Annotated in this window: 27 protein-coding genes and 1 pseudogene; 6 read left to right on the top strand and 22 right to left on the bottom strand. The window is 75.2% G+C overall.

All coding sequences use genetic code 11. The features are described from left to right. Positions 1 to 17: 17 nt before the first annotated feature. From nadC to ACYVI6_RS05250, 4 genes are read right to left on the bottom strand one after another with little or no spacing between them, the layout of a single operon-like run. Positions 18 to 896, bottom strand: coding sequence for a carboxylating nicotinate-nucleotide diphosphorylase (nadC, locus tag ACYVI6_RS05265; RefSeq protein WP_460445392.1), 879 nt, complete (start codon positions 894 to 896; stop codon positions 18 to 20). A gap of 2 nt (positions 897 to 898) precedes the next feature. Continuing rightward, a complete protein-coding gene (locus ACYVI6_RS05260) occupies positions 899 to 2,635 on the bottom strand; it encodes an L-aspartate oxidase (RefSeq protein WP_460445360.1) in 1,737 nt (578 codons plus the stop codon). Then, positions 2,632 to 3,549, bottom strand: coding sequence for a pantoate--beta-alanine ligase (gene panC / locus ACYVI6_RS05255; protein WP_460445359.1), 918 nt, complete (start codon positions 3,547 to 3,549; stop codon positions 2,632 to 2,634). The genes ACYVI6_RS05260 and panC overlap by 4 nt, the downstream gene beginning before the upstream one ends. Beyond that, the gene (locus ACYVI6_RS05250) at positions 3,550 to 4,440 is read right to left on the bottom strand and encodes a Rossmann-like and DUF2520 domain-containing protein (protein ID WP_460445358.1); all 891 of its coding nucleotides are present in this window, start codon (positions 4,438 to 4,440) and stop codon (positions 3,550 to 3,552) included. It lies immediately after the preceding gene. 234 nt (positions 4,441 to 4,674) lie between these two features. On the opposite strand from ACYVI6_RS05250, the gene ACYVI6_RS05245 reads away from it, so the two are divergent. Genes ACYVI6_RS05245 through ACYVI6_RS05235 form a run of 3 tightly spaced genes read left to right on the top strand, consistent with a single transcriptional unit; the run spans position 4,675 to position 7,058 of the window. Then, positions 4,675 to 5,400: a methyltransferase domain-containing protein gene (locus ACYVI6_RS05245; protein ID WP_460445357.1), complete on the top strand. Its 726-nt coding sequence runs from the start codon at positions 4,675 to 4,677 to the stop codon at positions 5,398 to 5,400. A 3-nt stretch (positions 5,401 to 5,403) separates the two neighbouring features. Then, positions 5,404 to 6,399, top strand: a complete 996-nt coding sequence (locus ACYVI6_RS05240) for an SAM-dependent methyltransferase (RefSeq protein WP_460445356.1) — start codon at positions 5,404 to 5,406, stop codon at positions 6,397 to 6,399. Beyond that, a complete protein-coding gene (locus ACYVI6_RS05235) occupies positions 6,396 to 7,058 on the top strand; it encodes a hypothetical protein (RefSeq protein ID WP_460445355.1) in 663 nt (220 codons plus the stop codon). Before ACYVI6_RS05240 ends, ACYVI6_RS05235 begins: the two co-directional genes overlap by 4 nt. Here the strand turns inward: ACYVI6_RS05235 and ACYVI6_RS05230 are convergent. From ACYVI6_RS05230 to ACYVI6_RS05215, 4 genes are all read right to left on the bottom strand, one after another. Beyond that, complete coding sequence (locus ACYVI6_RS05230; RefSeq protein ID WP_460445354.1) at positions 7,055 to 7,363, bottom strand: hypothetical protein; 309 nt, start codon at positions 7,361 to 7,363, stop codon at positions 7,055 to 7,057. The genes ACYVI6_RS05235 and ACYVI6_RS05230 overlap by 4 nt on opposite strands. 83 nt (positions 7,364 to 7,446) lie before the next feature. Beyond that, positions 7,447 to 8,670: a cytochrome P450 gene (locus ACYVI6_RS05225; protein WP_460445353.1), complete on the bottom strand. Its 1,224-nt coding sequence runs from the start codon at positions 8,668 to 8,670 to the stop codon at positions 7,447 to 7,449. After that, the gene (locus ACYVI6_RS05220) at positions 8,667 to 10,139 is read right to left on the bottom strand and encodes a PH domain-containing protein (RefSeq protein ID WP_460445352.1); all 1,473 of its coding nucleotides are present in this window, start codon (positions 10,137 to 10,139) and stop codon (positions 8,667 to 8,669) included. The genes ACYVI6_RS05225 and ACYVI6_RS05220 overlap by 4 nt, the downstream gene beginning before the upstream one ends. Next, on the bottom strand, positions 10,136 to 10,624 hold the full coding sequence (locus tag ACYVI6_RS05215) for a PH domain-containing protein (RefSeq protein WP_460445351.1): 489 nt from the start codon (positions 10,622 to 10,624) through the stop codon (positions 10,136 to 10,138). Before ACYVI6_RS05215 ends, ACYVI6_RS05220 begins: the two co-directional genes overlap by 4 nt. Before the next feature lie 35 nt (positions 10,625 to 10,659). On the opposite strand from ACYVI6_RS05215, the gene ACYVI6_RS05210 reads away from it, so the two are divergent. After that, entirely contained in the window at positions 10,660 to 11,853 is a 1,194-nt protein-coding gene (locus ACYVI6_RS05210; RefSeq protein ID WP_460445350.1) for an NADH-quinone oxidoreductase subunit D, read from the top strand. 78 nt (positions 11,854 to 11,931) lie between these two features. On the opposite strand, the gene ACYVI6_RS05205 is transcribed toward ACYVI6_RS05210, so the two are convergent. Next, on the bottom strand, positions 11,932 to 12,423 hold the full coding sequence (locus tag ACYVI6_RS05205) for a hypothetical protein (protein WP_460445349.1): 492 nt from the start codon (positions 12,421 to 12,423) through the stop codon (positions 11,932 to 11,934). A gap of 214 nt (positions 12,424 to 12,637) precedes the next feature. Between ACYVI6_RS05205 and ACYVI6_RS05200 the strand changes: the two genes are divergently transcribed. Further along, positions 12,638 to 13,336, top strand: coding sequence for a DUF1684 domain-containing protein (locus tag ACYVI6_RS05200; RefSeq protein WP_284289489.1), 699 nt, complete (start codon positions 12,638 to 12,640; stop codon positions 13,334 to 13,336). A 6-nt stretch (positions 13,337 to 13,342) separates the two neighbouring features. Here the strand turns inward: ACYVI6_RS05200 and ACYVI6_RS05195 are convergent, their stop codons facing one another. The 5 genes from ACYVI6_RS05195 to ACYVI6_RS05175 form a co-directional block, all read right to left on the bottom strand. After that, entirely contained in the window at positions 13,343 to 14,419 is a 1,077-nt protein-coding gene (locus ACYVI6_RS05195; RefSeq protein WP_460445348.1) for a hypothetical protein, read from the bottom strand. A gap of 98 nt (positions 14,420 to 14,517) precedes the next feature. Then, complete coding sequence (locus ACYVI6_RS05190) at positions 14,518 to 15,162, bottom strand: hypothetical protein (RefSeq protein ID WP_460445347.1); 645 nt, start codon at positions 15,160 to 15,162, stop codon at positions 14,518 to 14,520. Next, complete coding sequence (locus ACYVI6_RS05185) at positions 15,159 to 16,118, bottom strand: ABC transporter substrate-binding protein (RefSeq protein WP_460445346.1); 960 nt, start codon at positions 16,116 to 16,118, stop codon at positions 15,159 to 15,161. The genes ACYVI6_RS05190 and ACYVI6_RS05185 overlap by 4 nt, the downstream gene beginning before the upstream one ends. A gap of 90 nt (positions 16,119 to 16,208) precedes the next feature. Next, positions 16,209 to 16,940, bottom strand: a complete 732-nt coding sequence (locus tag ACYVI6_RS05180) for an ABC transporter permease (RefSeq protein ID WP_460445345.1) — start codon at positions 16,938 to 16,940, stop codon at positions 16,209 to 16,211. Then, positions 16,937 to 17,608: an ABC transporter permease gene (locus ACYVI6_RS05175; protein WP_460445344.1), complete on the bottom strand. Its 672-nt coding sequence runs from the start codon at positions 17,606 to 17,608 to the stop codon at positions 16,937 to 16,939. The genes ACYVI6_RS05180 and ACYVI6_RS05175 overlap by 4 nt, the downstream gene beginning before the upstream one ends. Positions 17,609 to 17,698: 90 nt before the next feature. Between ACYVI6_RS05175 and ACYVI6_RS05170 the strand changes: the two genes are divergently transcribed. After that, positions 17,699 to 18,823 (top strand): ABC transporter ATP-binding protein, encoded by a 1,125-nt coding sequence (locus ACYVI6_RS05170; protein ID WP_460445343.1) that lies wholly within the window; start codon positions 17,699 to 17,701, stop codon positions 18,821 to 18,823. A 7-nt stretch (positions 18,824 to 18,830) separates the two neighbouring features. Here ACYVI6_RS05170 and ACYVI6_RS05165 read toward each other — a convergent pair whose 3' ends face one another. From ACYVI6_RS05165 to ACYVI6_RS05130, 8 genes and pseudogenes are all read right to left on the bottom strand, one after another. Continuing rightward, positions 18,831 to 19,316: a DUF3180 domain-containing protein gene (locus ACYVI6_RS05165; RefSeq protein ID WP_460445342.1), complete on the bottom strand. Its 486-nt coding sequence runs from the start codon at positions 19,314 to 19,316 to the stop codon at positions 18,831 to 18,833. Beyond that, on the bottom strand, positions 19,313 to 19,849 hold the full coding sequence (gene folK / locus ACYVI6_RS05160) for a 2-amino-4-hydroxy-6-hydroxymethyldihydropteridine diphosphokinase (protein WP_460445341.1): 537 nt from the start codon (positions 19,847 to 19,849) through the stop codon (positions 19,313 to 19,315). Before folK ends, ACYVI6_RS05165 begins: the two co-directional genes overlap by 4 nt. After that, positions 19,837 to 20,241 (bottom strand): dihydroneopterin aldolase, encoded by a 405-nt coding sequence (folB, locus tag ACYVI6_RS05155; protein WP_460445340.1) that lies wholly within the window; start codon positions 20,239 to 20,241, stop codon positions 19,837 to 19,839. The genes folK and folB overlap by 13 nt, the downstream gene beginning before the upstream one ends. Next, the gene (gene folP, locus ACYVI6_RS05150) at positions 20,238 to 21,092 is read right to left on the bottom strand and encodes a dihydropteroate synthase (protein WP_460445391.1); all 855 of its coding nucleotides are present in this window, start codon (positions 21,090 to 21,092) and stop codon (positions 20,238 to 20,240) included. Before folP ends, folB begins: the two co-directional genes overlap by 4 nt. Positions 21,093 to 21,172: 80 nt before the next feature. Continuing rightward, a complete protein-coding gene (gene folE / locus ACYVI6_RS05145) occupies positions 21,173 to 21,742 on the bottom strand; it encodes a GTP cyclohydrolase I FolE (protein ID WP_460445339.1) in 570 nt (189 codons plus the stop codon). A gap of 42 nt (positions 21,743 to 21,784) precedes the next feature. After that, the gene (gene ftsH / locus ACYVI6_RS05140; RefSeq protein WP_460445338.1) at positions 21,785 to 23,827 is read right to left on the bottom strand and encodes an ATP-dependent zinc metalloprotease FtsH; all 2,043 of its coding nucleotides are present in this window, start codon (positions 23,825 to 23,827) and stop codon (positions 21,785 to 21,787) included. A gap of 181 nt (positions 23,828 to 24,008) precedes the next feature. Continuing rightward, the gene (gene hpt / locus ACYVI6_RS05135; protein WP_460445390.1) at positions 24,009 to 24,560 is read right to left on the bottom strand and encodes a hypoxanthine phosphoribosyltransferase; all 552 of its coding nucleotides are present in this window, start codon (positions 24,558 to 24,560) and stop codon (positions 24,009 to 24,011) included. A gap of 93 nt (positions 24,561 to 24,653) precedes the next feature. Further along, positions 24,654 to 24,722, bottom strand: a pseudogene (locus ACYVI6_RS05130) (hypothetical protein); the annotation flags it as partial. Positions 24,723 to 24,747 lie beyond the last annotated feature (25 nt).

The raw sequence follows: 24,747 nt of genomic DNA, 5'->3' as shown, positions 1-24,747 counted from the left end.
CGCACCGCGCAGGCCCCCTACGGCACCAGGTCGAGCGCGATGTCGAGGATCGGGCTGGAGTGGGTCAGGCCGCCCACCGACAGGTAGTCGACCCCCGTCTCGGCGTACGCGCGCACCCGCTCGAGCGTCAGGTTGCCGGTGCCCTCGATCTCGACCCGCTCGGGCACGGCGGCGCGCACCGCCTCGACGGTCGCCCGCAGCAGCTCGGGCGTCATGTTGTCGCACAGCAGGAACCGCGCGCCGGCCGCCACCGCCTCCAGCGCCTCGTCGACCGTCGTCACCTCGACCTGCACGTCGACGTCGGGGTACCGCGCGCGGACGGCGTCGTAGGCCGCGGTGACCGAGCCGGCAGCCAGCTTGTGGTTGTCCTTGATCATCGCCACGTCGTGCAGGCCCATGCGCTTGTTCGTGCCGCCGCCCGCCCGCACCGCGTACTTCTCCAGCGCGCGCAGCCCCGGCGTCGTCTTGCGGGTGTCGAGCACGGTGGTGCCGGTGCCCTGCAGCGCGTCGGCCCAGCGCCGGGTGTGGGTGGCCACGCCCGACAGCCGGCACACCAGGTTCAGCGCGGTGCGCTCGCCCACGAGCAGCGCCTGGGTGGCGCCGCGGGCCTCGACCAGCACGTCGTCGCGGCGCACGCGGTCGCCGTCCGACACCCGGTCGCGCACCTGCACCGGCGGGCAGCCGAGGCGGTGCGCGACGTCCGCCCAGACCGCGCCGAACAGCGGCAGGCCGGCCACCACGCCGTCGGCCCGGGCCACCACCTGCACCCGGCTGCTCTGCTCGAGCGGGATCGTGGCCGAGGAGGTGACGTCGACGCCGTCGGGACCACCCAGGTCCTCGTCGAGCGCCCGCCGCACGACGTCGCGCACCACCTCGTCGGGGACGCCGGGCAGCAGGCTCACGCGGGCACCTCCGTGCCATGGGGGTCGGTGGTGCCCGACGAGTCGGTCGGGTCGATCGGGTCGGGCGGGTCGATCGGGTCGGGTGGCACCGGGGCGTACGTCAGCCCGAGCACGCCGTCGGCGTCGAGCTGCGCGGTGAGGTGCCCGCGCCAGGCCTCGCGCGCGTCCGGGAAGTCGGAGCGCAGGTGGCCCCCGCGGGTCTCCTCGCGCAGCGTCGCCGCCGCCGTGAGCACCGTGGCGACGGCGTGCAGGTTGGTCGTCTCCCACGCGGCCGGCCCGGCCACGGCGTCGTCGGACGGCGCGAGGGCGGCCAGGCTCGCCGCGGTGGCGGTCAGCGAGGCCCCGCGGCGAAGCGCACCCGCGCCCGCCGGGATGGCGGCCTGCAGCTCCCCGCGGCGCGCGCCGTCGAGCAGCAGCACCGGTCCGTCGCGCTCGACCGGCTCCGCCTGCGGCAGCTCACCCGCCGCCAACCGGGCCGCCAGGTCGTCGGCGATGCGGTGGGCGAACACCAGGCCCTCGAGCAGGCTGTTCGAGGCCAGTCGGTTCGCGCCGTGCACGCCGGTGTTCGAGACCTCGCCGCACGCCGAGAGGCCCTCGACCGTGGTGCGGCCGCGCAGGTCGGTGACCACGCCGCCACTCGCGTAGTGCTGGGCCGGCGCCACCGGCAGCGGCTCGGTCACCGGGTCGAGGCCGAGCTCGCGGCAGCGCTCGACGATCGACGGGAAGCGCCGCTCGAGGAACTCGCGACCCAGGTGCCGCGCGTCGAGCAGCACGTGGTCGGAGCCGGTCGCCTGCATGCGCTGCACGATCGCCTTGGCGACGACGTCGCGCGGGGCGAGGTCGGCGAGCTCGTGCACGCCGGCCATGAACCGCTCGCCCGTGGTGTCGACGAGGAACGCACCCTCGCCGCGCACGGCCTCGCTGATCAGCGGCTGCTGCCCGCTCGACCCGGCACCCAGCCACAGCACCGTCGGGTGGAACTGCACGAACTCGAGGTCGCGCACCGCGGCACCGGCCCGCAGCGCCGCCGCGACGCCGTCGCCCGTGGCCACGGACGGGTTGGTGGTGGACGACCACACCTGCCCGATGCCGCCGGTGGCCAGCACCACGGCCCGGGCCAGCGCGGCGCCGACGCCGTCGCGGCTGCCCTCGCCGAGCACGTGCAGGGTGACGCCGCAGACCCGCCCGTCGGCCGCCTGCAGCAGGTCGACGACGAGCGCGTGCTCGATCACCTCGATGCCCGGGTCGTCGCGCACCGCCTCGAGCGCCGCGATGAGCGCTCGGCTGATCTCGCGCCCGGTCGCGTCGCCGCCCGCGTGCGCGATGCGGTCGCGGTGGTGGCCGCCCTCGCGGGTCAGCGCGATCTCGCCCTCGGGCGTCAGGTCGAACACCGTGCCGAGCGCCACCAGCTCGCGCACCCGCGCCGGCCCCTCGGTGACCAGCGCGCGCACGGCCTCGACGTCGCACACCCCGGCCCCGGCGACGAGCGTGTCGTGCAGGTGCTCGGCCGGGCTGTCGGCCGGGTCGAGCGCCGCGGCGATGCCGCCCTGCGCCCACCGCGTCGAGCCCTCGTCGAGCACCGTCTTCGTCACCAGCAGCACGCGGTCGACCTGCTGGCGCAGCCGCAGCGCCGCCGTCAGCCCGGCGATGCCCGAGCCGACGACCACGACGTCGGCGGTCGTCGTCCAGCCCGGCGGCGGCGCGGGCAGCCGCCGCGGCAGCCGCGGGTTCACCGCTGCCCCCCGGACGCCGCGAGCGGGCCGCCGCCGGGACCGACGAGCAGCGGCTGGTTGTCGATCAGCCGGGTGGTGCCGACGCGCGCCGCGACCGCCAGCAGCGCCTCGCCGCGGTACCACTCGGGCACGTCCTCGAGCGTCGTCGGGTGCACCAGCACGAGGTAGTCGACCATCGCCAGCGGCTCCTCGACCAGCACCTGACGCGCTGCCCGGCGCACCGCGCTCGGCCCCTCGGAGGCGGCGTCCGCCCCGGCCCGCAGCGCCCGCGACAGCGCCAGCGCCGACTCGCGGTCGCTCGCCGTCAGGTAGACGTTGCGACTGCTCAGCGCCAGCCCGTCGTCCTCGCGCACCGTGGGCACCGCGACGACCTCGACGCCGAAGTCGAGGTCCCGCACCATGCGCCGGATGAGCAGCAGCTGCTGCGCGTCCTTCTGCCCGTAGTAGACGGCGTGCGGCCGCGTCAGGTGGATGAGCTTGCCGACGACGGTGAGCACGCCGTCGAAGTGGCCCGGCCGCGAGCGCCCCTCGAGCACGTCGCCGAGCGGCCCGGCGCTGACCCGCACGCCCGGGTCGCCGTCGGGGTAGACGACGTCGGGGGTCGGGGTGAACACGACGTCGACGCCCTCGCGCGCGCACAGCTCGACGTCGTCGTCGACGGTGCGCGGGTAGCGCGACAGGTCCTCGCCGGGCCCGAACTGCAGCGGGTTCAGGAAGATCGTGACCACGACGTGCCGGGCGCGCTGCGCCGCCTGCCGGATCAGCTCGCGGTGCCCCTCGTGCAGGGCGCCCATCGTCATGACCACCGCGACGTCGCCGTCGTCGAGGGTGGCGCGGGCCTCGGCCAGCTCGGCCCGGGTGCGGACGACGAGCGGCCGGGTGGCGGCCGGCGGCCGGTGCGTGAACAGCGTCAACTACAGCTCCCTCGAGAGGACGTCGAGCAGCCGCTCGGCCGACTGCGGCGCGAGCCGGCCGTCGGCCAGGGCGCGCAGCGCGGTCGCGCGGGCCAGCGCGACGTACGTGGGCAGCACGTCGGGGCTGGTCGTGGCCAGCTCCTGCACGTGCGCGGCCACGGTACCCGCGTCGCCGCGCGACACCGGACCGGTCAGCGCCGCGTCGCCCGCGCGCAGCGCACCGTCGAGCGCCGCGGACAGCAGCGGCGCGAGCACCCGCTCAGCCGGCTCGACCCCCGCCTCGCGCAGCACCTGGGTGGCCTGCGCCACCAGCGTGACCAGGTGGTTCGACCCGTGGCTGAGCGCCGCGTGGTACCCGGCGCGCGCCGACTCGGCCACCCACACCGGCTCGGCGCCCATCTCGACGACCAGCGCCTCGGCCACCGGGCGCACCGCCTCGGCCGCGGTGACCCCGAAGCACGCACCGGCCAGCCGCTCGAGGTCGAGGTGCGTGCCGGTGAAGGTCATGGCCGGGTGCAGCGCGAGCCCGATCGCGTGCTGCTCGCGCACCGGGTCGAGCACCCCCACGCCGTGCCGCCCGCTGGTGTGCACCACGAGCTGCCCGGCCGGCCAGGCGCCGACGGCGGTCAGCCCGGTGACCAGCTGCGGCAGCTCGTCGTCCGGCACGGTCAGCAGCACCAGGTCGCACGCCGCCACGACGTCGGGCACCTCGCGCAGCGGGACACCGGGCAGCAGCGCCTCGGCCCGCCGCCGCGACGCCTCGCTCACCCCGCTCGCCGCCACCACCCGGTGCCCGGCCCGCGCCAGGGCAGCACCCAGCACCGCCCCCACCCGCCCGGCGCCCACGACCCCGACGCTCAGCCGGGCCGGCCGCGCCGCTGCCTCGTCCATGCCCCGCACGCTAGCCCCGCCCACCGACGTCCGACCCCCGCCCCCTGCGCCGCCGGCCCCTGGTGCGCGCCACGTGAAGTGGGCTGCGGCACCGTTCCAGCGGCGTGCACGCCCAGGGAACGGTGCCGACGCCTCACGGACCTCCGCGCCGTCGCCGGGCAGGACACCCGGCCGTCCGGGTCGGACGGCGCGATCCGGTGCGGCCGCGGACGTCGGGTCGCCTAGGCTCGGCGCATGGGACGGCACGAGCGGCTGGCCGAGCTGGCGGCCGTCGACCGCGACGAGCTCGTGGTCGCCGATCTGGGCTGCGGGAGCGGGCGCACGGTGCGGGCGCTGCTCGAGCGGCCGCTCACGCCGGTGACGGTGCACGCCGTCGACCACGTGAGCGACCTCGACGACGACCTGCTGGGTGACCCGCGGGTGGTGTCGCGGGTGGCCGACCTCGACGCGCGGCTGCCGTTCGACGACGGCGCGCTGCACCGCGTGGTCTCGATGAACGTGGCCGAGAACCTGCGCGACCCGGCGGCGTTCCTGGTCGAGTGCCACCGGGTGCTGGCGCCGGGCGGGCTCGCCGTGGTGGGGCACACCGACTTCGACACCGCCCTGTTCACCAGCGCCGACGACGCGCTGACCCGCACGCTGGTCGACCGCTTCGTGGCCGACAGCCCCGCCTCGCAGGAGCGCGCCGACGGCTTCATGGGGCGCAAGTTGCTCGGCCTCGCGCTCGACTCGCCGTTCGGGCCGGGCGAGGTGCACTCGTGGGCCGACCCGCACCGCCGGTTCGACGAGGGCTCGCTGGCCTGGAAGATCGCGATGGGCATGGTGGCGTCGGCGCGGGACGACGCGTCGCTGGCCGCCCGCGCCGCCTCGTGGGTGCACTCGGTGCGCGAGCTGGCCGACGAGGGCCGGTTCCTGTTCACGGTCACCGACGTCGTGCTGGTGCTGCGCAAGGCGCTCTAGCCGGTGCCCCCCACCTGGCGGCGCGCCTGGCACGACGCGCTGTACGGGTCGCGCGGGTTCTACCGGCAGGACGCCGGACCGGCCGCCCACTTCCGCACCAGCGCCACCGCGTCGCCGCTGCTGGGCGCCGCGCTGGCCAGGCTGTGCCGCGAGCTCGGCCTCGGCGCGCTGGTCGACGTCGGGGCCGGGCGCGGCGAGCTGCTGCCCGCCGTGCGCGCGGCCGACCCGGAGCTGCGGCTCACCGGCCTCGACGCCGTCGAGCGGCTCGCGGCGCTGTCGGAGGCCGCCGGCTGGGTGCGCTCCCCCGGCGGCGAGGCGCTGCCCGACCTGCGGCCGGTCACCGCGGCGGGCGCGCTGGTCGTCGCGCACGAGTGGCTGGACGTCGTGCCGTGCTCGGTGCTCGAGCGCGAGGCGGCCGGCACCCTGCGCGAGATCGAGGTCGACCGCGACGGCACCGAGCACCTCGGCCGCCCCGCCGACGCCGAGGACGTCGCGTGGTGCGACCGCTGGTGGCCCGGTGCGCGGGTCGAGGTGGGCCGCTCGCGCGACGCCGCCTGGGCCGCGCTCGTCGACGCCTCGCCGGGCTGCGTGCTGCTCGCCGTCGACTACGCGCACGACGCGGCCGACCGCCCGCCGCACGGCACGCTCGCCGCCTACCGCGACGGCCGGCTCACCGACCCGGTGCCGGACGGCGGCTGCGACCTCACCGCGCACGTGGCGCTCGACGCGGTTGCCGCGGCGGGCGAGGCGGCCGGCGCGACCACGACGGTGCGCACCACCCAGCGCTCCGCCCTGCGCACGCTCGGCGTCGACGTCCGGCTGCCCGACCCGGCGTCCGCCTCGCGCGACCCGTCCGGGTACCTCGCCGCGCTGCAGGCGGCGTCGCTGGCCGGCGAGCTGCTGCACCCGGCGGGGCTCGGCGGGTTCGGGTGGCTGCTGCAGTCGACCAGACCGGCTGGACAGGACGGCCCGGCACTGGAGAGGCTGGCCACGTCGTGACCAGCCCCCGCCGAGCCCGCCGCGCCCGCCGCGCGGCCGTGCCGTGCCTGCTCGCCGCGCTGACCGCCGTCGCGGTGGCTGCCTGCACGTCGAGCGGCGACGGGTCCCGCGCTTCCGGCACCAGCACGGTCACCGTCACGGCCCCGACGTCCGCGACCACCGGGCCGACACCGACCCCGACGCCCACCGCGACGTCCGACGTCAAGGGGCGCGCGCACGACCTCGGGTCGGTCGCGAAGGTGTCGCAGGTCGGCGACGTCGTCGTGGTCGAGCTCGACCGGTGGAGCCGGGACGGCGTGCGCGACAGCACGCTGGCCGAGCAGGGGGTGCCCGTGCAGCCGCACCGCGGCAACCCGTTCGACAACCAGAACAGCTCGAAGACCTACAGCGCGCCGCTCGCCGACGACGCCACGGCGTTCACGAACACCTGCGTGGTGTCGGGTGACGACCTGGGCCTGCGGGTCACCCCGAGCCCGGCCGCGACGTTCGTGCGGGACGTCGACCCCGACCGCGTGCTGATCGTCACCTACGACGCGCAGGGTCGGATCACCCGGCTCGACACCGACCCCCGGTGCCCCGCGGCGAAGCCGACGCCGAGCCCGCCGACCGCGACGCCCACGGCACCGGCGGTCACCACCACCGCGCCGGCGACGCCCTAGGGCCGGGCCGCCGCCTCGTCGGCCCACTCGAGCTCGACGTCGCGCCGGGCCTTCCGCTCGGCGTGCAGCACGGCCTCGACCAGCTCGGCCGGGCTGAACGGGAACTCGAGCACCACGTGCCGGCGGCGCACCATCACCCGCAGCGCGTGCGGCAGCAGGCCCTGCTCGTCGGCGTCAGGCACCCAGGCGTCGACCTCGAGGTAGTCGCCGACCCGGTCGGACAGCGCGTCGAGCGACGCGGCGCCGAGCAGGTCGAGCAGCTCGTCGACGTCGCGCGCCGGGACGAGGGTCCGGGGTGGGTGCACCTGCAGTGGATCGGCAGCGCAGCCCCCCGTCCCCAGCGACGACACCCGGACGGCGCCACCCTTGCGTGCACAGGTACCCCGCCTCACCCGGCCACCACCACCCGCTCGTACCCGCGCAGCACGAACGTCGGGCGGCGCACCGGCTCCGCCTCCAGGTGCAGGCCGGGGTGACGGCGCAGCAGGGCCGGCAGCGACACCTGCAGCTCGAGCCGGGCCAGCGGCGCGCCGAGGCAGAAGTGGATGCCGGCCCCGAAGGCCAGGTGCGGGTTCGGGTCGCGGTCGGCCACGAAGCGGTCGGGTTCGGCGAAGACGGCCGGGTCGCGGTCGGCGGCCCCGAGCAGCGCCGACACCCGGTCGCCGGCGCGCAGCCGCAGCGGCGCCTCGAGGCCGGGCACCTCCAGCTCGACGTCCTGCGTGGCGGTGCGGTCGAACAGGTGCAGCGGGCTGTCGTGACGCAGCATCTCCTCGACGGCGAGCGCCACCGCGGCGGGGTCGTCGAGGCGCTCGCGCAGCCGGTGGAGCTGGTCGGGTGCCTGCAGCAGCGACACCAGGCCGTTGCCGAAGCCGTTGACGCTCGCCTCGTGCCCGGCGTTCAGCAGCAGCACCGCCGTGGCGACCAGCTCGCGGTCGTCCAGGCGGTCGCTGCCGTCGCGCACCTGCACGAGGTGCGTCACCAGGTCGTCGCGCGGCTCGGCCCGGCGCGCCGCGGCCAGCTCGGCGACGTAGTCGGCGAACTCGCCGCAGGCCTGCTGCGCCTCGGCGTCCTGCTGCGAGGTGCGACCGGGCTCGTACATCTTCACGATGGCCTGCGACCAGGGCCGCAGCAGGTGCCGGTCGGCCTCGGGCCACCCGAGCAGCTCGGCGACCACCAGCACCGGCAGCGGCTCGGCGTACGCCTCGATCACGTCGAAGCCGGGCCCGCCGGCGGACTCGACGTCGTCGAGCAGCTGCTCGGCCAGCTCGGCGACCCGCGGGCGCAGCCGCTCGACGTGCCCGCGGCCGAACGCGGCGGCGACCAGGCGACGCAACCGGGTGTGCTTGGGCGGCTCGCTGTCGAGGATCGAGTCGGCGTGCAGCCAGTTGAAGGTGCCCCATGCGGCCTCGGGCTCGCGCGGCTGGAACACCCGGCCGAGGCGGCGGTCGCGCAGCACGACGTCGCAGGCCGCGTGCGACAGCGCGACGTACGACCCGAGCCCCGCGTGCCACTGCACCGGCGCCGCGGCGCGGGCGGCGGCGAAGGCCGGGTACGGGTCGGCGACGAAGGCGGGGTCGTCGAGCGAGAACGGCTCGGTGGTCGTGGTGGTCACGAGGTCAGCATCCACCGGCCGTGGTCGGCGTCGCTGCCGCGGGTGCGCGCGGCGTGCGCCCTGGCCGACTGCTCGTCGAGCAGCCGGGCGGCGACGTCGGGTGCGAGGTGGCGCACGGTCGGCGTGACCGGCCCGCGGGTCGAGTGCACGACGAAGCTGGCCAGGCCGAGCCGGCGCTGCAGCGGCCCCTGCTGCACGCCGAGGCTCTGGGTGCGGGCGTGCGGCACCACGTCGAGCTGGCGGGTGAGCACGCCGCGGCGCAGCAGCAGCACGTCGTCGGTCACCCGCACGCCGTGCCGGCGCCAGGTGACCGGGTCGAGCCAGCGGGCCGAGCGCGGCGAGCCGACGAAGCCGCCGTCGGCGCCGCGACCGGCCCGGCCGGTGAGGCCGGCGGCCAGCACGTCCGCGTCGGGTGCGGCGAGCGACGCGAAGGCGAGCCCGAGCACCTCGAGCGCCTCCTCGCGGCTGCCCACGGTCAGCAGCACGTTCTCGGCGGCCGCGCCGTCCTCCTTGTCGCTGCCCCCGCCGTACCCCGCGACGTTGACCTGCAGCCGCCACCAGTCGCGGCCGCGCCACAGCAGCGGCTGGCTCACCCGCACCGCCTGCACCCGGCCGGGCGGCACGGTCTGCGAGCGCGCGGTGAGCAGGCCGTGGTGCAGGCGCAGGCCGTCGGGCGAGGTGGCGACGCGGAAGCCGAAGGCCGAGCTGAAGCGGGCCCACGTGGCGCTGACCAGGCCGATGACCATGGGCACCAGCGCGCCCAGCACGGCCGGCTGCCGGGTGACCACCGTGACCACGACGACGCCGAGCAGCAGCACCAGCGTCACCAGGGTGGCGCCGCTGCGCACCAGCGACTCGAGGGTGCGGGCGACCGGCACCGAGAGCAGCTCGCGCTCGGGCGCCTCGGGGGCGACGCCGCCCTCGTAGGTGACGCCGGCCGCGCGGGCCAGCAGCGTGTTGCGCAGGGCCTGCGCGTCGTCCTCGCGCAGCAGCGAGAGCCGCACGGCGGAGTCCTTGCCGCCGGCCACCTCGAGCTTCAGCTCGGCCAGGCCGAAGATGCGCGCGAGCAGCGGCCGGACGACGTCCACGGCCTGCAGGCGGTCGAGGCGGGCGCGGCGCTGCTGCCGGAACAGCACGCCCGTCTCGAGCTGCAGCGCCTCGGCGTCGACCCGGTACCGGGCCCGGCGGAAGGCGAGCAGCGCGTACACGCCGGCGACGAGCACGAAGGCGACGAGGATGCCGGCGTAGACCAGCGCCTCGACCCGGCTCGGCGCGCCCTGGCGCACCAGCTCGGGGCCGCGCTGCTGCCCGAAGACGACGAGCGCCGCGGCGATCACCTTCCACCCGCGGACGACCGGGGTGAGCGGGTGCAGCCGCTGCCAGTCGCCGTCGGCCAGCTCGGCGCCGAGCGCCGCCTGCTCCGACCGCTCGACCGGGTCTGCCGGCGCCTCGCCCGCGGGGTGGGTCACAGGCCGGCCAGCCGGGCCTCGCCGCGCTGCGCGAGCCGGTCGCGCAGCCGCGCGGCCTCGTCGGGCGACAGGCCCGGGATGCTGGCGTCGGTGCCCGGCGAGGCGGTGTGCAGCTGCACGGTGGCGTAGCCCAGGCGACGGGCGAGCGGCCCGGCCTCGACGTCGACGAACTGCATGCGGCCGTAAGGCACCACGACGATCGAGCGGAACAGGATGCCCTTGCGCACCAGCAGGTCGTCGTCGCGCTCGGCGTAGCCGGTGGCACCGACCTGCCGCCCGATCACCCACCACGCCCAGCCGAGCACGAGCAGCGGCAGCAGGGCGAGCAGCGCCAGCCAGCCCGGGCCCACCAGCACCCCCACGACGACCAGCGCGAGCGCGACCGGCACCAGCGTCAGGGCGGTCAGCAGCCGGCGCGCGACGGCGAGGCGGCGCGAGACCGCGTGCCAGTGCACGTCGTCCGGTGCGAAGGGGTCTGCGCTCACGGCGTCACTCTGGCACGGGTGCGAGGATGTCGGCCATGGCGACCGGCGCACCTGTGGACGACGCCACCGCCGCACGGCGCGAGCTGACCGTCGGCGTCGGCGCGGGCGGTCTCGCCACGGCCGACATGGTGCTCAACATCGGGCCCCAGCACCCCGCGACGCACGGCGTCCTGCGCCTGCGCGTGGTGCTCGACGGCGAGCGCATCGTGCGCGCCGACCCGGTGATCGGCTACATGCACCGCGGCGCCGAGAAGCTGTTCGAGGTGCGCGACTACCGGCAGATCCTCGTGCTGGCCAACCGCCACGACTGGCTGTCGGCGTTCTCGAACGAGCTCGGCGTGGTGCTCGGCGTCGAGCACGAGCTCGGCATGGAGGTGCCCGAGCGCGCGGTGTGGGGCCGCACGCTGCTCGCCGAGCTGAACCGCGTGCTGAACCACCTGATGTTCGCCGGGTCCTACCCGCTCGAGCTCGGCGCGATCACCCCCGTCTTCTACGCGTTCCGCGAGCGCGAGGAGCTGCAGACCGTCATGGAGGAGATCTCCGGCGGGCGCGTGCACTACATGTTCAACCGCGTCGGCGGGCTGAAGGAGGACCTGCCGGCCGGGTGGCTGGGCCGGGTCACCGAGGCCGTCGCCGGCGTCCGACGTCGACTGCCCGACCTCGAGGGCATGCTGATCGGCAACGAGATCCTCACCGCCCGCACCCGCGGCGTCGGCGTGCTGACCCGCGACGTCGCCGCGGCGTACGGCGTGAGCGGCCCGATCGCGCGCGCCAGCGGCATCGACCTCGACCTGCGCCGCGACGAGCCGTACCTCGCGTACGGCGAGCTGTTCGCGCCCGGGGGTCCCGGCCGCGTCGTGACCCGCACCGCGGGCGACTGCCTGGCGCGGCTGGAGGTGCTGCTCGAGCAGGTGCACGTGTCGCTCGACCTCGCCGAGGCCTGCGTCGACCGGCTCCGCTCGCTGCCCCAGGGGCCGGTGAACGTGCGGCTGCCGAAGGTGCTGCGGGTGCCCGAGGGCCACCGCTACACCTGGACCGAGAATCCGCTCGGCGTCAACGGCTACTACCTGGTCTCGCGCGGCGACAAGGTGCCGCACCGCATGAAGCTGCGCACGGCGTCCTTCGCGAACGTGCAGGTGCTGTCGCGGCTGCTGCCCGGCTGCCTGCTCGGCGACATGGTGGCCGTGCTCGGCTCGATGTTCTTCGTCGTCGGCGACGTCGACAAGTAGCCCGCACCGCACCCGGCCCACCTGCCACGTCCCGGGGTCGACGACGCTCCCCGTGCCACGGACGTGGCAGCTCGGCGGTCAGGCGGTGTGGCGGCCGGAGTACTCGGCGGGCTCGCCCTCGGCGGCGGCCAGGTCGATGGTGACGGCGTGCTCGCGCTCGGCGTCCACGTCGGCGAACACCGCGTCGACGTCGGCGACCCGCTCGGCCGGCGTCAGCGGGAACAGCGTGACGACGGGGTGCGGCAGGGTGTCGGCCAGCGGGTCGGGCGCGGCGGCGAGCGGCACGACGCTCAGCCGGGCCGGCTCGGGCGCGGACGAGGCGATGACCACGCCGTCGACGGGACGCCGCAGCACGAGGCCGGGGACGCGGCCAGGGGCCTGCGGCAGCACGGGCGCGGCCGAGACGTCGTCCACCGGCTGCACGTGCGCGGTGACCGTGTCGACCCGCCGTCCGAGCGCGGCCTCGGCCAGCCGGTGCCGACCCGTGTAGCCACGCCCTGCGCCCGCCGCCAGCACGGCGACGATCAGCCGCAGGCGCAGCGAGCGCCCCCCACGATGCCGTCCGGTCACGAGAGCGGAGCCTAGGGCCGTCACACCCGTCACACGCGTCACTCCTGCGGCGTGTCGCCCGCGGGTCCGTCCGGCGTCCGAGAGGCTGCGGCACCGTTCCCGAGGCGCGCACACCCCTCGGACGGTGCGCGAGCCCCGTTCACGTGGCGCGCGCGCGACGAGTGCACGAGGGCGGACGACGGGCTCGACGCCGTGGGCCGTGTCACCCTGTGCCGTGCCCCACGACGACCCGACCACGGCGGCCGACCCCGCCTCGTACCCGCAGGCGTCCACGGTGCTGGCGGTCGTCGACTGGCGGCGCCGCGTGCACGCCCTCTACCGGGCGGTGCGCGAGCGGAGCCCGCTCGAGGGCCACGCGCTGTGGGTGACCGAGCGCGACGACCTGTTCGCCCACCACCCGGCCAGCCCGCTGCTGCCGGAGCACCGCGCGGGCTTCACCGGGCTCGACGTCGCGCCCTACGACGAGCGGTACCGGTTCGAGGTGCCGATCGAGCCGGTCGTCGGCCGGGAGGAGGTGGAGGGCGCCGACGTGTTCGACGCCGCGACCGCGACCGACGGCACGGTGCCGTTCCGCCGGCTCGGGGAGGTGCGGCTCGACACCGTCGGTGGCGAGGTGGTGCTCGACGTGTGGCGGCTCGGCTCGTACGGCGGCGGCCTGTTCCTGCCGATGCGCGACGGCACCAGCGGCAGCACGTCGTACGGCGCCGGGCGCTACCTGCTCGACACCGTGAAGGGCAGCGACCTCGGCCCCGGTGCCTCCCCCGACACCGTGGTCGTCGACCTCAACTTCGCCTACAACCCCTCGTGCGCCTACGACCCCGCGTGGTCGTGCCCGCTGGCCCCCGCCGGCAACCGGACGCCGGTCGACGTGCCGGTGGGCGAGCAGAACACCGGCCCCTGGGCCGAGGACTGACCGACGTCAGCTGCCGCTGGTGACGATCGACTGCACCTCGGCGACCGGGATCTGCGTGACGCCGTCGCGCACCTGCGGGTCGGCCAGCGGCCCACCAGGGCCGGCAGCCCCTGCGATCGTGCTGGTCCAGGCCGCGCCGTAGCTGGTGGTGCCGGTGACCCGATAGGGACCCTCGATCGAGGCGCGCTCGAACTCCAGGGTGCAGCCGCTGGTGTTTGCCGCGCCCTGGTGCCACGCCGTCGTGCCTGCCGGCACCGAGCACTCACGCCGCTGTCCACCGCCGGCCACGAAGAACTCCGCCGGCGTGGCCGTGACGGTGGCGCTGTTCGCCGGTTCGCCGGCGGTCGCGGTGATCGACCACTCGCGGAAGTCGCCGCCGTCCGTCCAGAACCAGGTGGGCAGCCGCACGAGGGTGCGGGTGGTGGGGTTCTGCCCGATCTGCGGCACCGGGAGGGTCAGCGCCCTGAGGGCGAGGTCGCGCAGCACCTCGACGCTCGGCGGCTGCGGCAGCGGCTGCGGTGGGTTGGTCCCCGCCGGTACGAAGATGTACCCCGCGTTCCCCCCGTTGATGCCGGGAGGCGCCGCCTGGCGCAGCTTGCCGATGCAGGTGGACGTCACGTCGTCCCACCAGTGGTCGTCACCGATCGTGGAGCGGGGGCCGGGCGCCACGGTGTACCAGACGCCCTGGTCGTCCTTGTGTGCCTCGACGGCCTTCTTGACGGGGAGGTACATCGCCTCCTCGCCGCCGACGGCCGCCTGGTGGTTGAGCGTCTCCTCGTCCTGGTACCGCTCCCACATGGTCTTGCCGGTGTAGGCGCCGCCGAGGGAGTCCCACATGCACGCGGGCGGGGTGTACGTCGTCGCCGTGGTGCCGGCCGTCGTGTGCCCGCCGCTGCTGGTGACCCCGCCGTTGGTGACCGCCGTGCCGGAGAAGTGCACCTCGACCGCGATCCCGCCCGCGCCGCTGCTGCCGCTGACCTGGTCGTCCACGCCGCCGCCGGCTGCTGCAGCCGAGGGGGCGGTCACCGCCAGCGCTCCCGCTGCCAGCGCCGAGGCCATCACGACCGCTCGCACCGTCTTCACGTCAGTCCCCTCCTCGTGCGGCCGTCCGAGGCCGCTCCCCCTGCGTCGTCCTGTCGAGGATGTACCCAGCCGGCGCGAACCCCAAACCCGCTGCCGACTCAGGCGCACGCCGCGGTGTTGCGTCCGATGTCGCTGACGAGCCAGCGCCCGGACACCAGCTGGAGCGTCGTGACGTACCCGACGCCCCCCCGCCCGCGGCTGCCCGGCACCGCCTCGCCGTCGTGCGTCGCGACCGTCTTGGACAGGTCCAGGCAGTCGGAGACCCGAGCGACCGAACCGCGCGCCAGCAGCACGGTCGGCTGGATGGTGATGCGGCCGGTGACCACCTGCCCGGCCCGTCGGTTCTTCGTCAGCAGCGCCACGGTGTCGCGCCGCTGGGAGCCGGTCACCCGCTGGAGCAGCGGTCGCCAGCCCGGGTCGGAGCGGGCGAGCGCCGCCACGTCGGCCTGCCAGAACTCCACGTAGGCGCGGTGCACCGCCGCGCCGACGGCGTCGGTCGGCGGGGTGCCGCGCACCGCGACGTCCTGCGCCCCCTCCAGCGGAGCAGAAGTCGCACCGGCTGTGGCGGTCGCCGTCGCGGACGTCGCAGCCGACGGCGACGACGAGGGGCTGGCTGCCGTCGTCGTGCTGGCGCCGAGCGTCGGCAGGCCGGACGCGTCGTCGCCTCCCCCGGAGCAGCCCGTCAGCGCGGCCAGCCCGGTGACGAGCACCAGGCCGACCGCACCGACGTGCCGGCGGGTCACTTCAGGAGGCCCTTGGAGGTCAGGTACTCCTTGGCGACGTCGGGGGCCTGCTGGCGCTCGGCGTCGATCTTCAGGTTGAGGGCGGTGAGGTCCTCGGTGGTGAGCACGGGGGCGAGGGCGTTCAGCGCGGTGGCGATCTTGGGGTCGCTGGCGTCCTTGAGGCTGATGGTCGGCACGAGGTTCTCGGCCTTCTGCAGCTTCTTGTCGTCCTCGAGGATGACCAGGCCCTTGGCGTCGAGCGTGCCGTCGGTGGTGCCGGTCTCGCCGATGTCGATGGTGCCCTTGAGCACGGCGTCGGCCATGGCGACGGAGCCGAAGTCGTACTTCTCCGGCTGCAGCTTCAGGCCGTAGGTGCCGTCGAGGCCCGGGTCGCCCAGGCAGACCGGGTTCTTCGCGCAGTCGCCGGGGGCGCCGAGCTTGAACGTCTTGTTCAGCGCCGCGAGCGCCGACAGCGTGGTGATGTTGCCGTTGTCGGCGGCGAACTTCTTGGTCACGTAGAACGCGTTGGCGTCGACGGCGGCGGCCGGGGTGAGGGCGCCGATGCCGAGCGGCTTGCCGACCTCGTTCAGCTTGGCCAGCGTCTCCTCGGTGCTCGCGCTGGGCACGGCCGAGCCGTTCAGCTGGTCGAGGGTGCTCGCGAGGTAGTCGGGCACGATGTCGATCTCGCCCGACTCGAGGGCCTTGGTGTAGATCGGGCGCTCGCCGACGGCCTTGATGGAGGTCTGGTAGCCGGCCTGGTCGAGCAGCAGCTTGTACATGTTCTGCAGGATCGAGGCCTCGGTGAACGTCGGGCCGCCGACGACGAGCGTCTTGGTGGCGCCGCCGGAGGCCGAGCCGCTCGAGCCGGAGCCCGAGCTGAACGCGTCGTCGCCGCCGCAGGCGGTGAGGCTCAGCAGCAGCGCGCCGGCGCCGACGACGGCGGTGCGGCGCAGGGTGCGCGCGATGGGTGTACGCATGGGGGGTGTCACCTTCTGTGTCCCGCGCGACGGTCGGCCGCGCGCGTGTCCGGAGTGGCGCCCGAGCTCAGGCGCCGCAGACCGCTGACACTAATCCGCGGCACCGACAAGCGCTGCGTCCGCCCCGCTCTGCCCACCTGTCGGACGGCGCGTCGTGCGTGCCGCCGGGGGCCGGACGGCGCGCTGCACCACCTCGAAGACGCCCTCCGTGAGCAGCGCGAGCACCGCGACGAGCAGCGCCCCGCTGAGCAGCATCGGCTGGTCCTGCAGCGAGAAGCCCGAGGTGATGAGCTCGCCGAGCGCGCCGCCGCCGGCGATCCCGGCGATGGTCGCGGTGGCGACGACCTGCACCGCAGCGAGCCGCAGGCCCTGCACGAGCAGCGGCGCGGCGAGCGGCAGCTCGACCCGGCGCAGCACCTGGAACCCGCTCATGCCCATGCCGCGCGCGGCGTCGACGGCCGCCCGGTCGACCTCGCGCACGCCGACGTAGGCGTTCGTGAGGATCGGCGGGATGGCGAACAGGAACAGCGCGGTCACCACCGAGAAGGCGTTCTTGCCGAACGGCGCCGGCGCGATGATCAGCAGCACGAGCAGCGCGAACGTCGGGACGGCGCGGCCGATGTTGCCGACGTTCAGCGCGAGCGCCCCGCCGCGGCCGACGTGCCCGAGCCACAGGCCCAGCGGCGCGATCAGCACGAACGCGAGCAGCAGCGCGAGCACCGAGTACCAGACGTGCTCCCACAGCAGCACGCCCGCACCCGAGGGACCGCGCCAGTTCTCGCCGTCCGACAGCCACCCGATCACGTCGCCCAACCAGCTCATGCCGACCTCCCCCGCCGCCACGGTGTCGCCAGCCGCTGCACGCCGAGCAGCAGGACGTCGAGCGCCAGCGCGAGCAGCACGCACAGCACCGACGCCGTCAGCACCTGCGCCTTGAACACCGTGCGCAGGCCGTTGTAGATCAGGTCTCCGAGCCCGCCGTACCCGACGACGGCGCCGACCGTGGTGAGGGCGACGGTCGAGACGGCGGCGACCCGCAGGCCGGCCATGATGCTCGGCAGCGCGAGCGGGAACCGCACCCGCCACAGCAGCCGCCAGCTGCCGAAGCCCATGCCTCGCGCGGCGTCGACCACCTGCTCGGGCACGGCGTTCAGCCCCGCCACGACGGCCCGCACGAGGATGGTCAGCGAGTAGAGCACCAGGCCGACGACGACCGTGCGCGCCGACAGGCCGGTGAACGGCAGCAGCAGCGAGAACAGCGCCAGCGACGGCACGGTGTAGATGATCGTGGAGGCGCCGAGCACGAACTGCTCCAGCGGCTTCCAGGTGCGGCAGAGCACCGCGAGCGGCACCGACACCAGGATCGCCAGCACCACGCTGACCAGCGTGATGAGCGCGTGCTGGCCGAGCGAGTCGAGGATCTCCGTCTTGCGCGTGCGCAGGTACTCGCCGCAGATCCAGTCGTTGCGGATGAGGCAGCCCTGCGTCACTGTTTGGGCATGACCCAGTCCGGACACGAGGCTGTCGGCTCCCGCGAGGGCTCCACGGAACGGCACGGCGCAGACGCTACCTCCGATGCGATGATCCGTCTGCACGGTGTGGAGAAGACGTACGGCGACGGGACCACCGCCGTGCGGTCGCTGACCCTCGACGTCCGCCGCGGCGAGCTGCTCGCGCTGGTCGGCCCCTCGGGCTGCGGCAAGTCCACGATCTTGCGCATGGTCAACCGTCTGATCGAGCCCACCCACGGCAGCATCGAGCTGGACGGCGAGGACGTGACGCACGTCGACCCGGTGCAGCTGCGCCGGCGGATCGGGTACGTCATCCAGGCCAGCGGCCTGTTCCCCCACGAGCGGGTGCGGCAGAACGTCATGACGGTGCCGAGCCTGCTGGGCTGGGACAAGCAGCGCGCACGCGCCCGGGCCGACGAGCTGCTCGAGCTGGTCGGCCTCGATCCCTCGCAGTACGGCAACCGTTACCCGCACGAGCTGTCCGGGGGCCAGCAGCAGCGCGTCGGCGTGGCGCGTGCGCTCGCCGCCGACCCGCCGGTGCTGCTGATGGACGAGCCGTTCGGCGCGGTCGACCCGATCCAGCGCGACCGGCTGCAGGCGCAGTTCCGCCACATCCAGGCCGAGCTCGGCAAGACCGTGCTGCTGGTCACCCACGACATCGACGAGGCGGTGCGGCTGGCCGACCGCATCGCCGTGCTCAGCGTCGGGGGCGTGCTCGAGCAGGTCGCCGACCCGACCACCGTGCTGGGCGCGCCGGCCAACGACTTCGTGGCGGACTTCGTCGGCTCCGACCGCGGGCTGCGCCGGCTCGCCGTCACGCCGATCGACCCGCAGGACCTCGAGCACCCGCCGACGGTGCGGCAGTCCGAGGACCTCGCCACCGCCCGCGCCGTCATCGACGCCGCGGCGCAGCCGTTCGCCGTCGTGCTGGACGACGCCGGCAACCTGCGCGGCTGGGTCGGACGGCGCGAGACGGAGGGCACGGGCACCGTCGCCGACCGCCAGCGCCGCTTCGAGGAGACCGCCGACGTCGGCGACACCCTGCGCCGGGCGCTCGCCGAGATCGTGCAGCACGACGCCGGCTGGCTGCCCGTGGTGGACGGCGACCGCTACCTCGGCGTGCTGACCCCGACGTCGGTCTACACGGCGCTGCGACGCACCGCCCCGCAGCGCGAGGGCACCCCGGTCGCCTGAGCCGGCGTCAGGTCGCGGCGGTGCCGCGCGGCGGCACGCGACCCTGGCGGTCGTCCTCGGGCGGCACCCGGCACCAGCGCTCGACGAGCCACCCGACCCCCCACAGCAGGGCGGACGCCGCGAGCGTGACCAGCGCACGCACCAGGGCGTCGCGGCGGGCGCTGACGTCGGCGTCCGGCGCGAGCACCAGCGCCTGCGCGGCGTACCAGCCGGTCAGCAGCGAGCCGGCCACCTGCGCGGCCTTGGCCAGCACCGCGGTGCGGGCGGCGCGGATCGGGTCGAGCGGTCGATCGCGGCCGCCGCGCGTCCACTGCCGCACCGGCCACCCTGCAGCCAGCACGGCGCCGCTCACCACGAGCAGCAGCAGCGGGGCGCTCCACGGCAGCATCGGCAGCTCGTGGCCCGACCCCGCCCAGGCCTGCAAGGCCGCCCACCCGCCGGCGGCGACGACCACCGCCGCGAGCAGCAGCGTGCGGGTGCGGGTCGGCGTCATCGCAGCGGCTCGATGTCAGCCGGCCGCACGCCGTCGCGGTCGGGGGCGGACGCCGCGAGCCCGGCGACGTCGGCCACCGAGCCGTCGGCCAGCCGCAGCCGCGCCGCGGGATCGACCTGCGCCCAGGGCAGCAGCACGAAGCCGCGCTCGTGGGCCCGCGGGTGCGGCAGCGTGAGCCGCTCGTCCGAGCGCACCACCTCGTCGTCGGCGCCCGGCTCGCCGTACGCCACCACGTCGACGTCGAGGGTGCGGGCCCCCCAGCGCACCAGCCGCTCGCGCCCGTGCCGCTGCTCGACCGCGTGGCAGGCGTCGAGCAGCGCGTCGGCGTCGAGGTCGGTGTCGGCCAGCACCACGGCGTTCAGGTAGTCGGGCTGGTCGGGGCCGCCCACCGGGTCGGTCTCGACCGGCGCCGACACCGAGCGCACGCGCACGCCGTCGGTCGCGTCGAGCTCGGCCACCGCGTCGCGCAGGGTCGCGGCCCGGTCGCCGAGGTTCGCCCCGAGCGCCAGCACCACGGCCGTCACCCGCGCCACCGGCGGACGCGCACGACGACGTCGGTGAACGGCGTCGGCACCGGCGCGGCCGGCTTGTGCACGGCGACGTCGACGGCGACGACGGGCGCGGCGTCCGGTCGCTGCAGCACGACGTCGGCGACACGCTGGGCGACCGTCTCGACGAGGTCGACCGGCTCGCCCTCGATCACCGCGACGACCTGCTCGGCCAGCTCGCCGTAGTGCACGGTGCGGGTCAGGTCGTCGCCGGCGGCCGCGGGTCGCGTGTCGAGGTGCAGCACGACGTCGACGACGAACACCTGACCCAGCTCGCGCTCGGCGCTCAGCACGCCGTGCCGCCCGCGGGCCCGCACCCCGAGCAGCTCGACGGTGTCGAGCGGCCGGCCGTCGGGGCCGGCGACCGGGCCGCTCACCGGGTCACCCCGTGGTGGGCCGCCAGCGCGTCGAGGTCGGTCACGGGGTGGCGCTCCCCCGCGGCCAGGGCGGCGGCCACCACGCGCACCGCGTCGGCGGTGGCGGGCACGTCGTGCACGCGCACGCACCAGGCGCCGGCGAGGGCGACCAGCACGGACGTCGCCGCGGTGGCGTCGTCGCGCTCCTGCGGTGGGCGCGGGGCGCCGTCCGGGCCGGCGAGCAGCGAGCCGAGGAAGCGCTTGCGGGACGGCCCGACGAGCAGCGGCCGGTGCAGCACGGCGAGCTCGTCGAGCCGGGCCAGCAGCGCCCAGTTGTGCTCGGCGCGCTTGGCGAAGCCCAGCCCCGGGTCGAGGACCACGCGGGACAGGTCGACCCCGGCGTCCGCGAGCGCCCGCAGCCGGGCGCCCAGCTCGACGCGGACGTCGGTGACCACGTCGTCGTAGGTGGCGAGGTCGTCCATGTGGTCGGACTGCCCGCGCCAGTGCATCGCCACGAACGGCGCGCCGGTGCGGGCCACGAGCGGCACCATCGCCGGGTCGGCGAGCCCGCCGCTCACGTCGTTGACCAGCACCGCCCCGGCGTGGAGGGCCTGCTCGGCGACCTCGGCGCGCATGGTGTCGATGCTGACCAGGGCGCCCTCGGCCACCAGGTCGCGCACGACCGGCAGCACCCGGCGCAGCTCCTCCTCGAGCGGGGGGCGGACGGCACCGGGCCGCGTCGACTCGCCGCCGACGTCGAGCAGGTCGGCGCCCTGGGCCAGCAGCTCGCGGCCGTGCGCCGTGCCGGCGGCCGGCTCGAACCAGCGCCCGCCGTCGCTGAAGGAGTCGGGCGTCACGTTGACCACGCCCATCACCAGGGTGCGGCCCGGGTGGGTCAGGTGGGGCGGCAGGCCGTCGGGCCCGGCCGGGCCGGCGGCGACCTGCGAGCCGGTCACTTCGCCGCGCCGCCCAGCAGCGCCATCGCCTCGGCGCGCGTCGCGGGGTCGCGCAGCTGCCCGCGGACGGCGGAGGTGATGGTGCGCGACCCGGGACGCCGCACGCCGCGCATCGACATGCACAGGTGCTCGCACTCGACGACGACGAGCGCGCCCTTGGGGTGCAGGTGCTCGACCATCGCGTCGGCGATCTGCGTGGTCATCCGCTCCTGCACCTGCGGCCGGCGGGCGTACACGTCGACCAGCCGGGCCAGCTTCGACAGGCCGGTGACCCGACCGTCGGCCCCCGGGATGTACCCGACGTGCGCGACGCCGTGGAACGGCACCAGGTGGTGCTCGCAGGTCGAGTACACGGCGATGTCGCGCACGATCACGAGCTCCTCGTGCCCGATCTCGAACGTCGTCTTGAGCACGTCGCCGGGCTCCTGGTCGAGCCCGGCGAAGATCTCGCCGTAGGCGCGCGCGACCCGCGCGGGCGTGTCGCGCAGGCCGTCGCGGTCGGGGTCCTCGCCGATCGCGAGCAGCAGCTCGCGCACGGCGGCCTCGGCACGGGGCTGGTCGATCATCTGCGGCGTCCTCGTGGGCTCGGGGGCGACAGGGTCGGTCCGTCAGACGCCGGGCTCGACCGGACCGCCGTCCGGCACCTCGACGACGGCGGACGGCGGGTGCTCGCGACCGTCGTCCTTCGACAGGTCGGGGGCGTGACCGTTGCGCCGCTCCCCCGGACCCGTCACCGGGGGCAGCTCGCTGATCGGACGGCGCTCGCTGGAGAGCCACACCGGCCGCTCGGGCTGCTTGCGCAGGTCGGCGAAGATCGTCTGCAGCTCCTTGCCGCCCAGCGTCTCGTGCTCGAGCAGCGCCAGCACGAGGTTGTCGAGCACGTCGCGGTTCTCGACCAGCACCTCCCAGGCCTCGTCGTGGGCCGCCTCGATGAGCCGACGGACCTCCTCGTCGACGATGCCCGCGACGCCCTCGGAGTAGTCGCGCTCGTGACCCATGTCGCGGCCGAGGAACACCTCGCCGCCGGCGGAGCCGAGCTTGATGGCCCCGACCCGCTCGCTCATGCCGAACTGGGTGACCATGCGCCGGGCCAGGCCGGTGGCCTTCTCGATGTCGTTCGAGGCACCGGTGGTCGGGTCGTGGAAGACGAGCTCCTCCGCGACGCGGCCGCCGAGGGCGTAGGCGAGCTGGTCGAGCAGCTCGTTGCGGGTCGTGGAGTACTTGTCGTCGACCGGCAGCACCATCGTGTAGCCGAGGGCCCGGCCGCGCGGCAGGATCGTGATCTTGGCGACCGGGTCGGTGTGCCGCAGCGCCGCCGCCACCAGGGCGTGACCGCCCTCGTGGTAGGCGGTGATCTTCTTCTCCTTCTCGTTCATCATCCGCGTGCGCTTCTGCGGACCGGCGACCACGCGGTCGATGGCCTCGTCGAGCGCGGCGTCGTCGATGAACTTCGCGCTGGTGCGCGCGGTGAGCAGGGCGGCCTCGTTGAGCACGTTGGCCAGGTCGGCGCCGGTGAAGCCGGGCGTGCGTCGGGCGACGGCCTCGAGGTCGACGGCCGGGGCCATCGGCTTGCCCTTGCTGTGCACCGTGAGGATGTGGTGGCGCCCCTTCATGTCGGGGGCGTCGACCGCGATCTGCCGGTCGAAGCGGCCCGGGCGCAGCAGCGCCGGGTCGAGGATGTCGGGGCGGTTGGTCGCCGCGATGAGGATGACGTTCGTCTTGACGTCGAAGCCGTCCATCTCGACGAGCAGCTGGTTCAGCGTCTGCTCGCGCTCGTCGTGCCCGCCGCCCAGGCCGGCGCCGCGGTGGCGACCGACGGCGTCGATCTCGTCGACGAAGATGATGGCCGGCGCGTTGGCCTTGGCCTGCTCGAACAGGTCGCGCACGCGGCTGGCGCCGACGCCGACGAACATCTCGACGAAGTCCGAGCCGGAGATCGTGAAGAACGGGACGCCGGCCTCACCCGCGACCGCACGGGCCAGCAGGGTCTTGCCGGTGCCGGGCTGGCCGTAGAGCAGCACGCCCTTGGGGATCTTCGCGCCGACCGCCTGGAACTTGGCCGGCTCGGCGAGGAACTCCTTGATCTCCTGCAGCTCCTCGACGGCCTCGTCGGCGCCCGCGACGTCGGCGAACGTCGTCTTCGGGGCCTCCTTCGAGACCATCTTGGCGCGCGACTTGCCGAAGCTCATGACCCGGCTGCCGCCACCCTGGGCCTGGCTCATGAGGAACCAGAAGACGCCGAGCAGCAGCAGGATCGGCAGGAAGCTGCCGAGCAGGGTGAGCAGCACGCTCTGCTGCGGCACCTGGTCGGTGAAGCCGCCCGGGAGGTTGTTCGTCCGAGCCTCCTCATTGACGGCGTCGACGACCTCGGGGCCGCGCGGCGTCACGTAGAAGGCGCGCAGGCGGGTCGCGTCGCGCACGCCGTCGCCGCTGAAGGTCTCACCCTTCTTCAGCACGACGTCGATGCGCTGGTCGCCCTCGACGAGGGTCGCGCTCTGCACCTTGTGCTGCTGCAGCAGCGTCAGCACGTGCGAGGTGCCGACGCGCTGGTAGCTGTCGCCGAGGTTGCCCAGCCGCAGCGCGGTGAAGACGATGACGAGGATCAGCGCGACCCAGATGACCGGGCCTCGCAGGATGCGCCTGAAGTCCATGGTGTGAGGGCCGGGTGGCCCCGTCCTCCTCGCTCGACGGTGCGGCGGTCACCGCGGTCCTCTGCGGCGGCGCCGCTCGTGAGGATACCGCCACGACCTCGGCGGACAGCACGCCCACCGAAGGGGAGAACGGGCGGCTCGTGCCGGGTGTTCCGGCCGCGGCCCGGCTCTCAGGAGGTTCTCAGGAGTAGACGTGCGGCGCGAGCGTGCCCACGAAGGGCAGGTTGCGGTACTTCTCGGCGTAGTCGAGCCCGTAGCCGATGACGAACTCGTTCTCGATCTCGAAGCCCACGTAGCGGACGTCGACCTCGACCTTGGCGGCCGCCGGCTTGCGCAGCAGCGTGCAGACCTCGACGGACGCCGGGCCGCGCGACCCGAGGTTCGCGACCAGCCACGACAGGGTCAGGCCCGAGTCGACGATGTCCTCGACGATGAGCACGTCGCGCCCGGTGATGTCCTTGTCGAGGTCCTTCATGATACGGACGACGCCGCTGGACTTGGTGCCCGAGCCGTACGACGAGACGGCCATCCAGTCCATCTCGGCGGGGGCGTGCAGCGCGCGGGCGAGGTCGGCCATCACCATGACGGCGCCCTTCAGCACCCCCACGAGGAGCAGGTCGCGGCCGGCGTAGTCGGCGTCGATGCGCGCCGCCAGCTCGCGGAGCCTGGCCTGGATCTCGTCCTCGGTGATGAGCACCTTCTGCAGGTCGGCACCCAGGTCCTTGTCGTCCACGAGCGTCAGCGTGCCACAGCCGCGTCGACCCCCGACACCCGACGGCAGCCTGATCGGCCCCTGCCCGTGCCAGTCGGTGACCAGGGCGTCGAGCGCCCGCAGGTGGACGTCGGCGAGCGACCCGGCGGCGCACCCGGCGGCCCGGGCGGCGCGGCCCAGCACCCGCCGGCGCAGCGCGAGCGACAGA

The sequence above is a fragment of the Angustibacter aerolatus genome, assembly GCF_054776675.1.
The sequence above is the reverse complement of the archived record's forward strand: the minus strand, read 5'-3'. Positions and strand labels throughout refer to the sequence as shown.

Coding starts and splice junctions, on each gene's coding strand:
- ACYVI6_RS05250 (WP_460445358.1), bottom strand. CDS start 4,440: ATGGACGAGGCAGCGGCGCGGCCGGCCCGGCTGAGCGTCGGGGTCGTG.
- ACYVI6_RS05245 (WP_460445357.1), top strand. CDS start 4,675: ATGGGACGGCACGAGCGGCTGGCCGAGCTGGCGGCCGTCGACCGCGAC.
- ACYVI6_RS05210 (WP_460445350.1), top strand. CDS start 10,660: ATGGCGACCGGCGCACCTGTGGACGACGCCACCGCCGCACGGCGCGAG.
- ACYVI6_RS05185 (WP_460445346.1), bottom strand. CDS start 16,118: ATGCGTACACCCATCGCGCGCACCCTGCGCCGCACCGCCGTCGTCGGC.
- ACYVI6_RS05180 (WP_460445345.1), bottom strand. CDS start 16,940: ATGAGCTGGTTGGGCGACGTGATCGGGTGGCTGTCGGACGGCGAGAAC.
- ACYVI6_RS05170 (WP_460445343.1), top strand. CDS start 17,699: ATGATCCGTCTGCACGGTGTGGAGAAGACGTACGGCGACGGGACCACC.
- ACYVI6_RS05165 (WP_460445342.1), bottom strand. CDS start 19,316: ATGACGCCGACCCGCACCCGCACGCTGCTGCTCGCGGCGGTGGTCGTC.
- folP (WP_460445391.1), bottom strand. CDS start 21,092: ATGGGCGTGGTCAACGTGACGCCCGACTCCTTCAGCGACGGCGGGCGC.
- folE (WP_460445339.1), bottom strand. CDS start 21,742: ATGATCGACCAGCCCCGTGCCGAGGCCGCCGTGCGCGAGCTGCTGCTC.
- ftsH (WP_460445338.1), bottom strand. CDS start 23,827: ATGGACTTCAGGCGCATCCTGCGAGGCCCGGTCATCTGGGTCGCGCTG.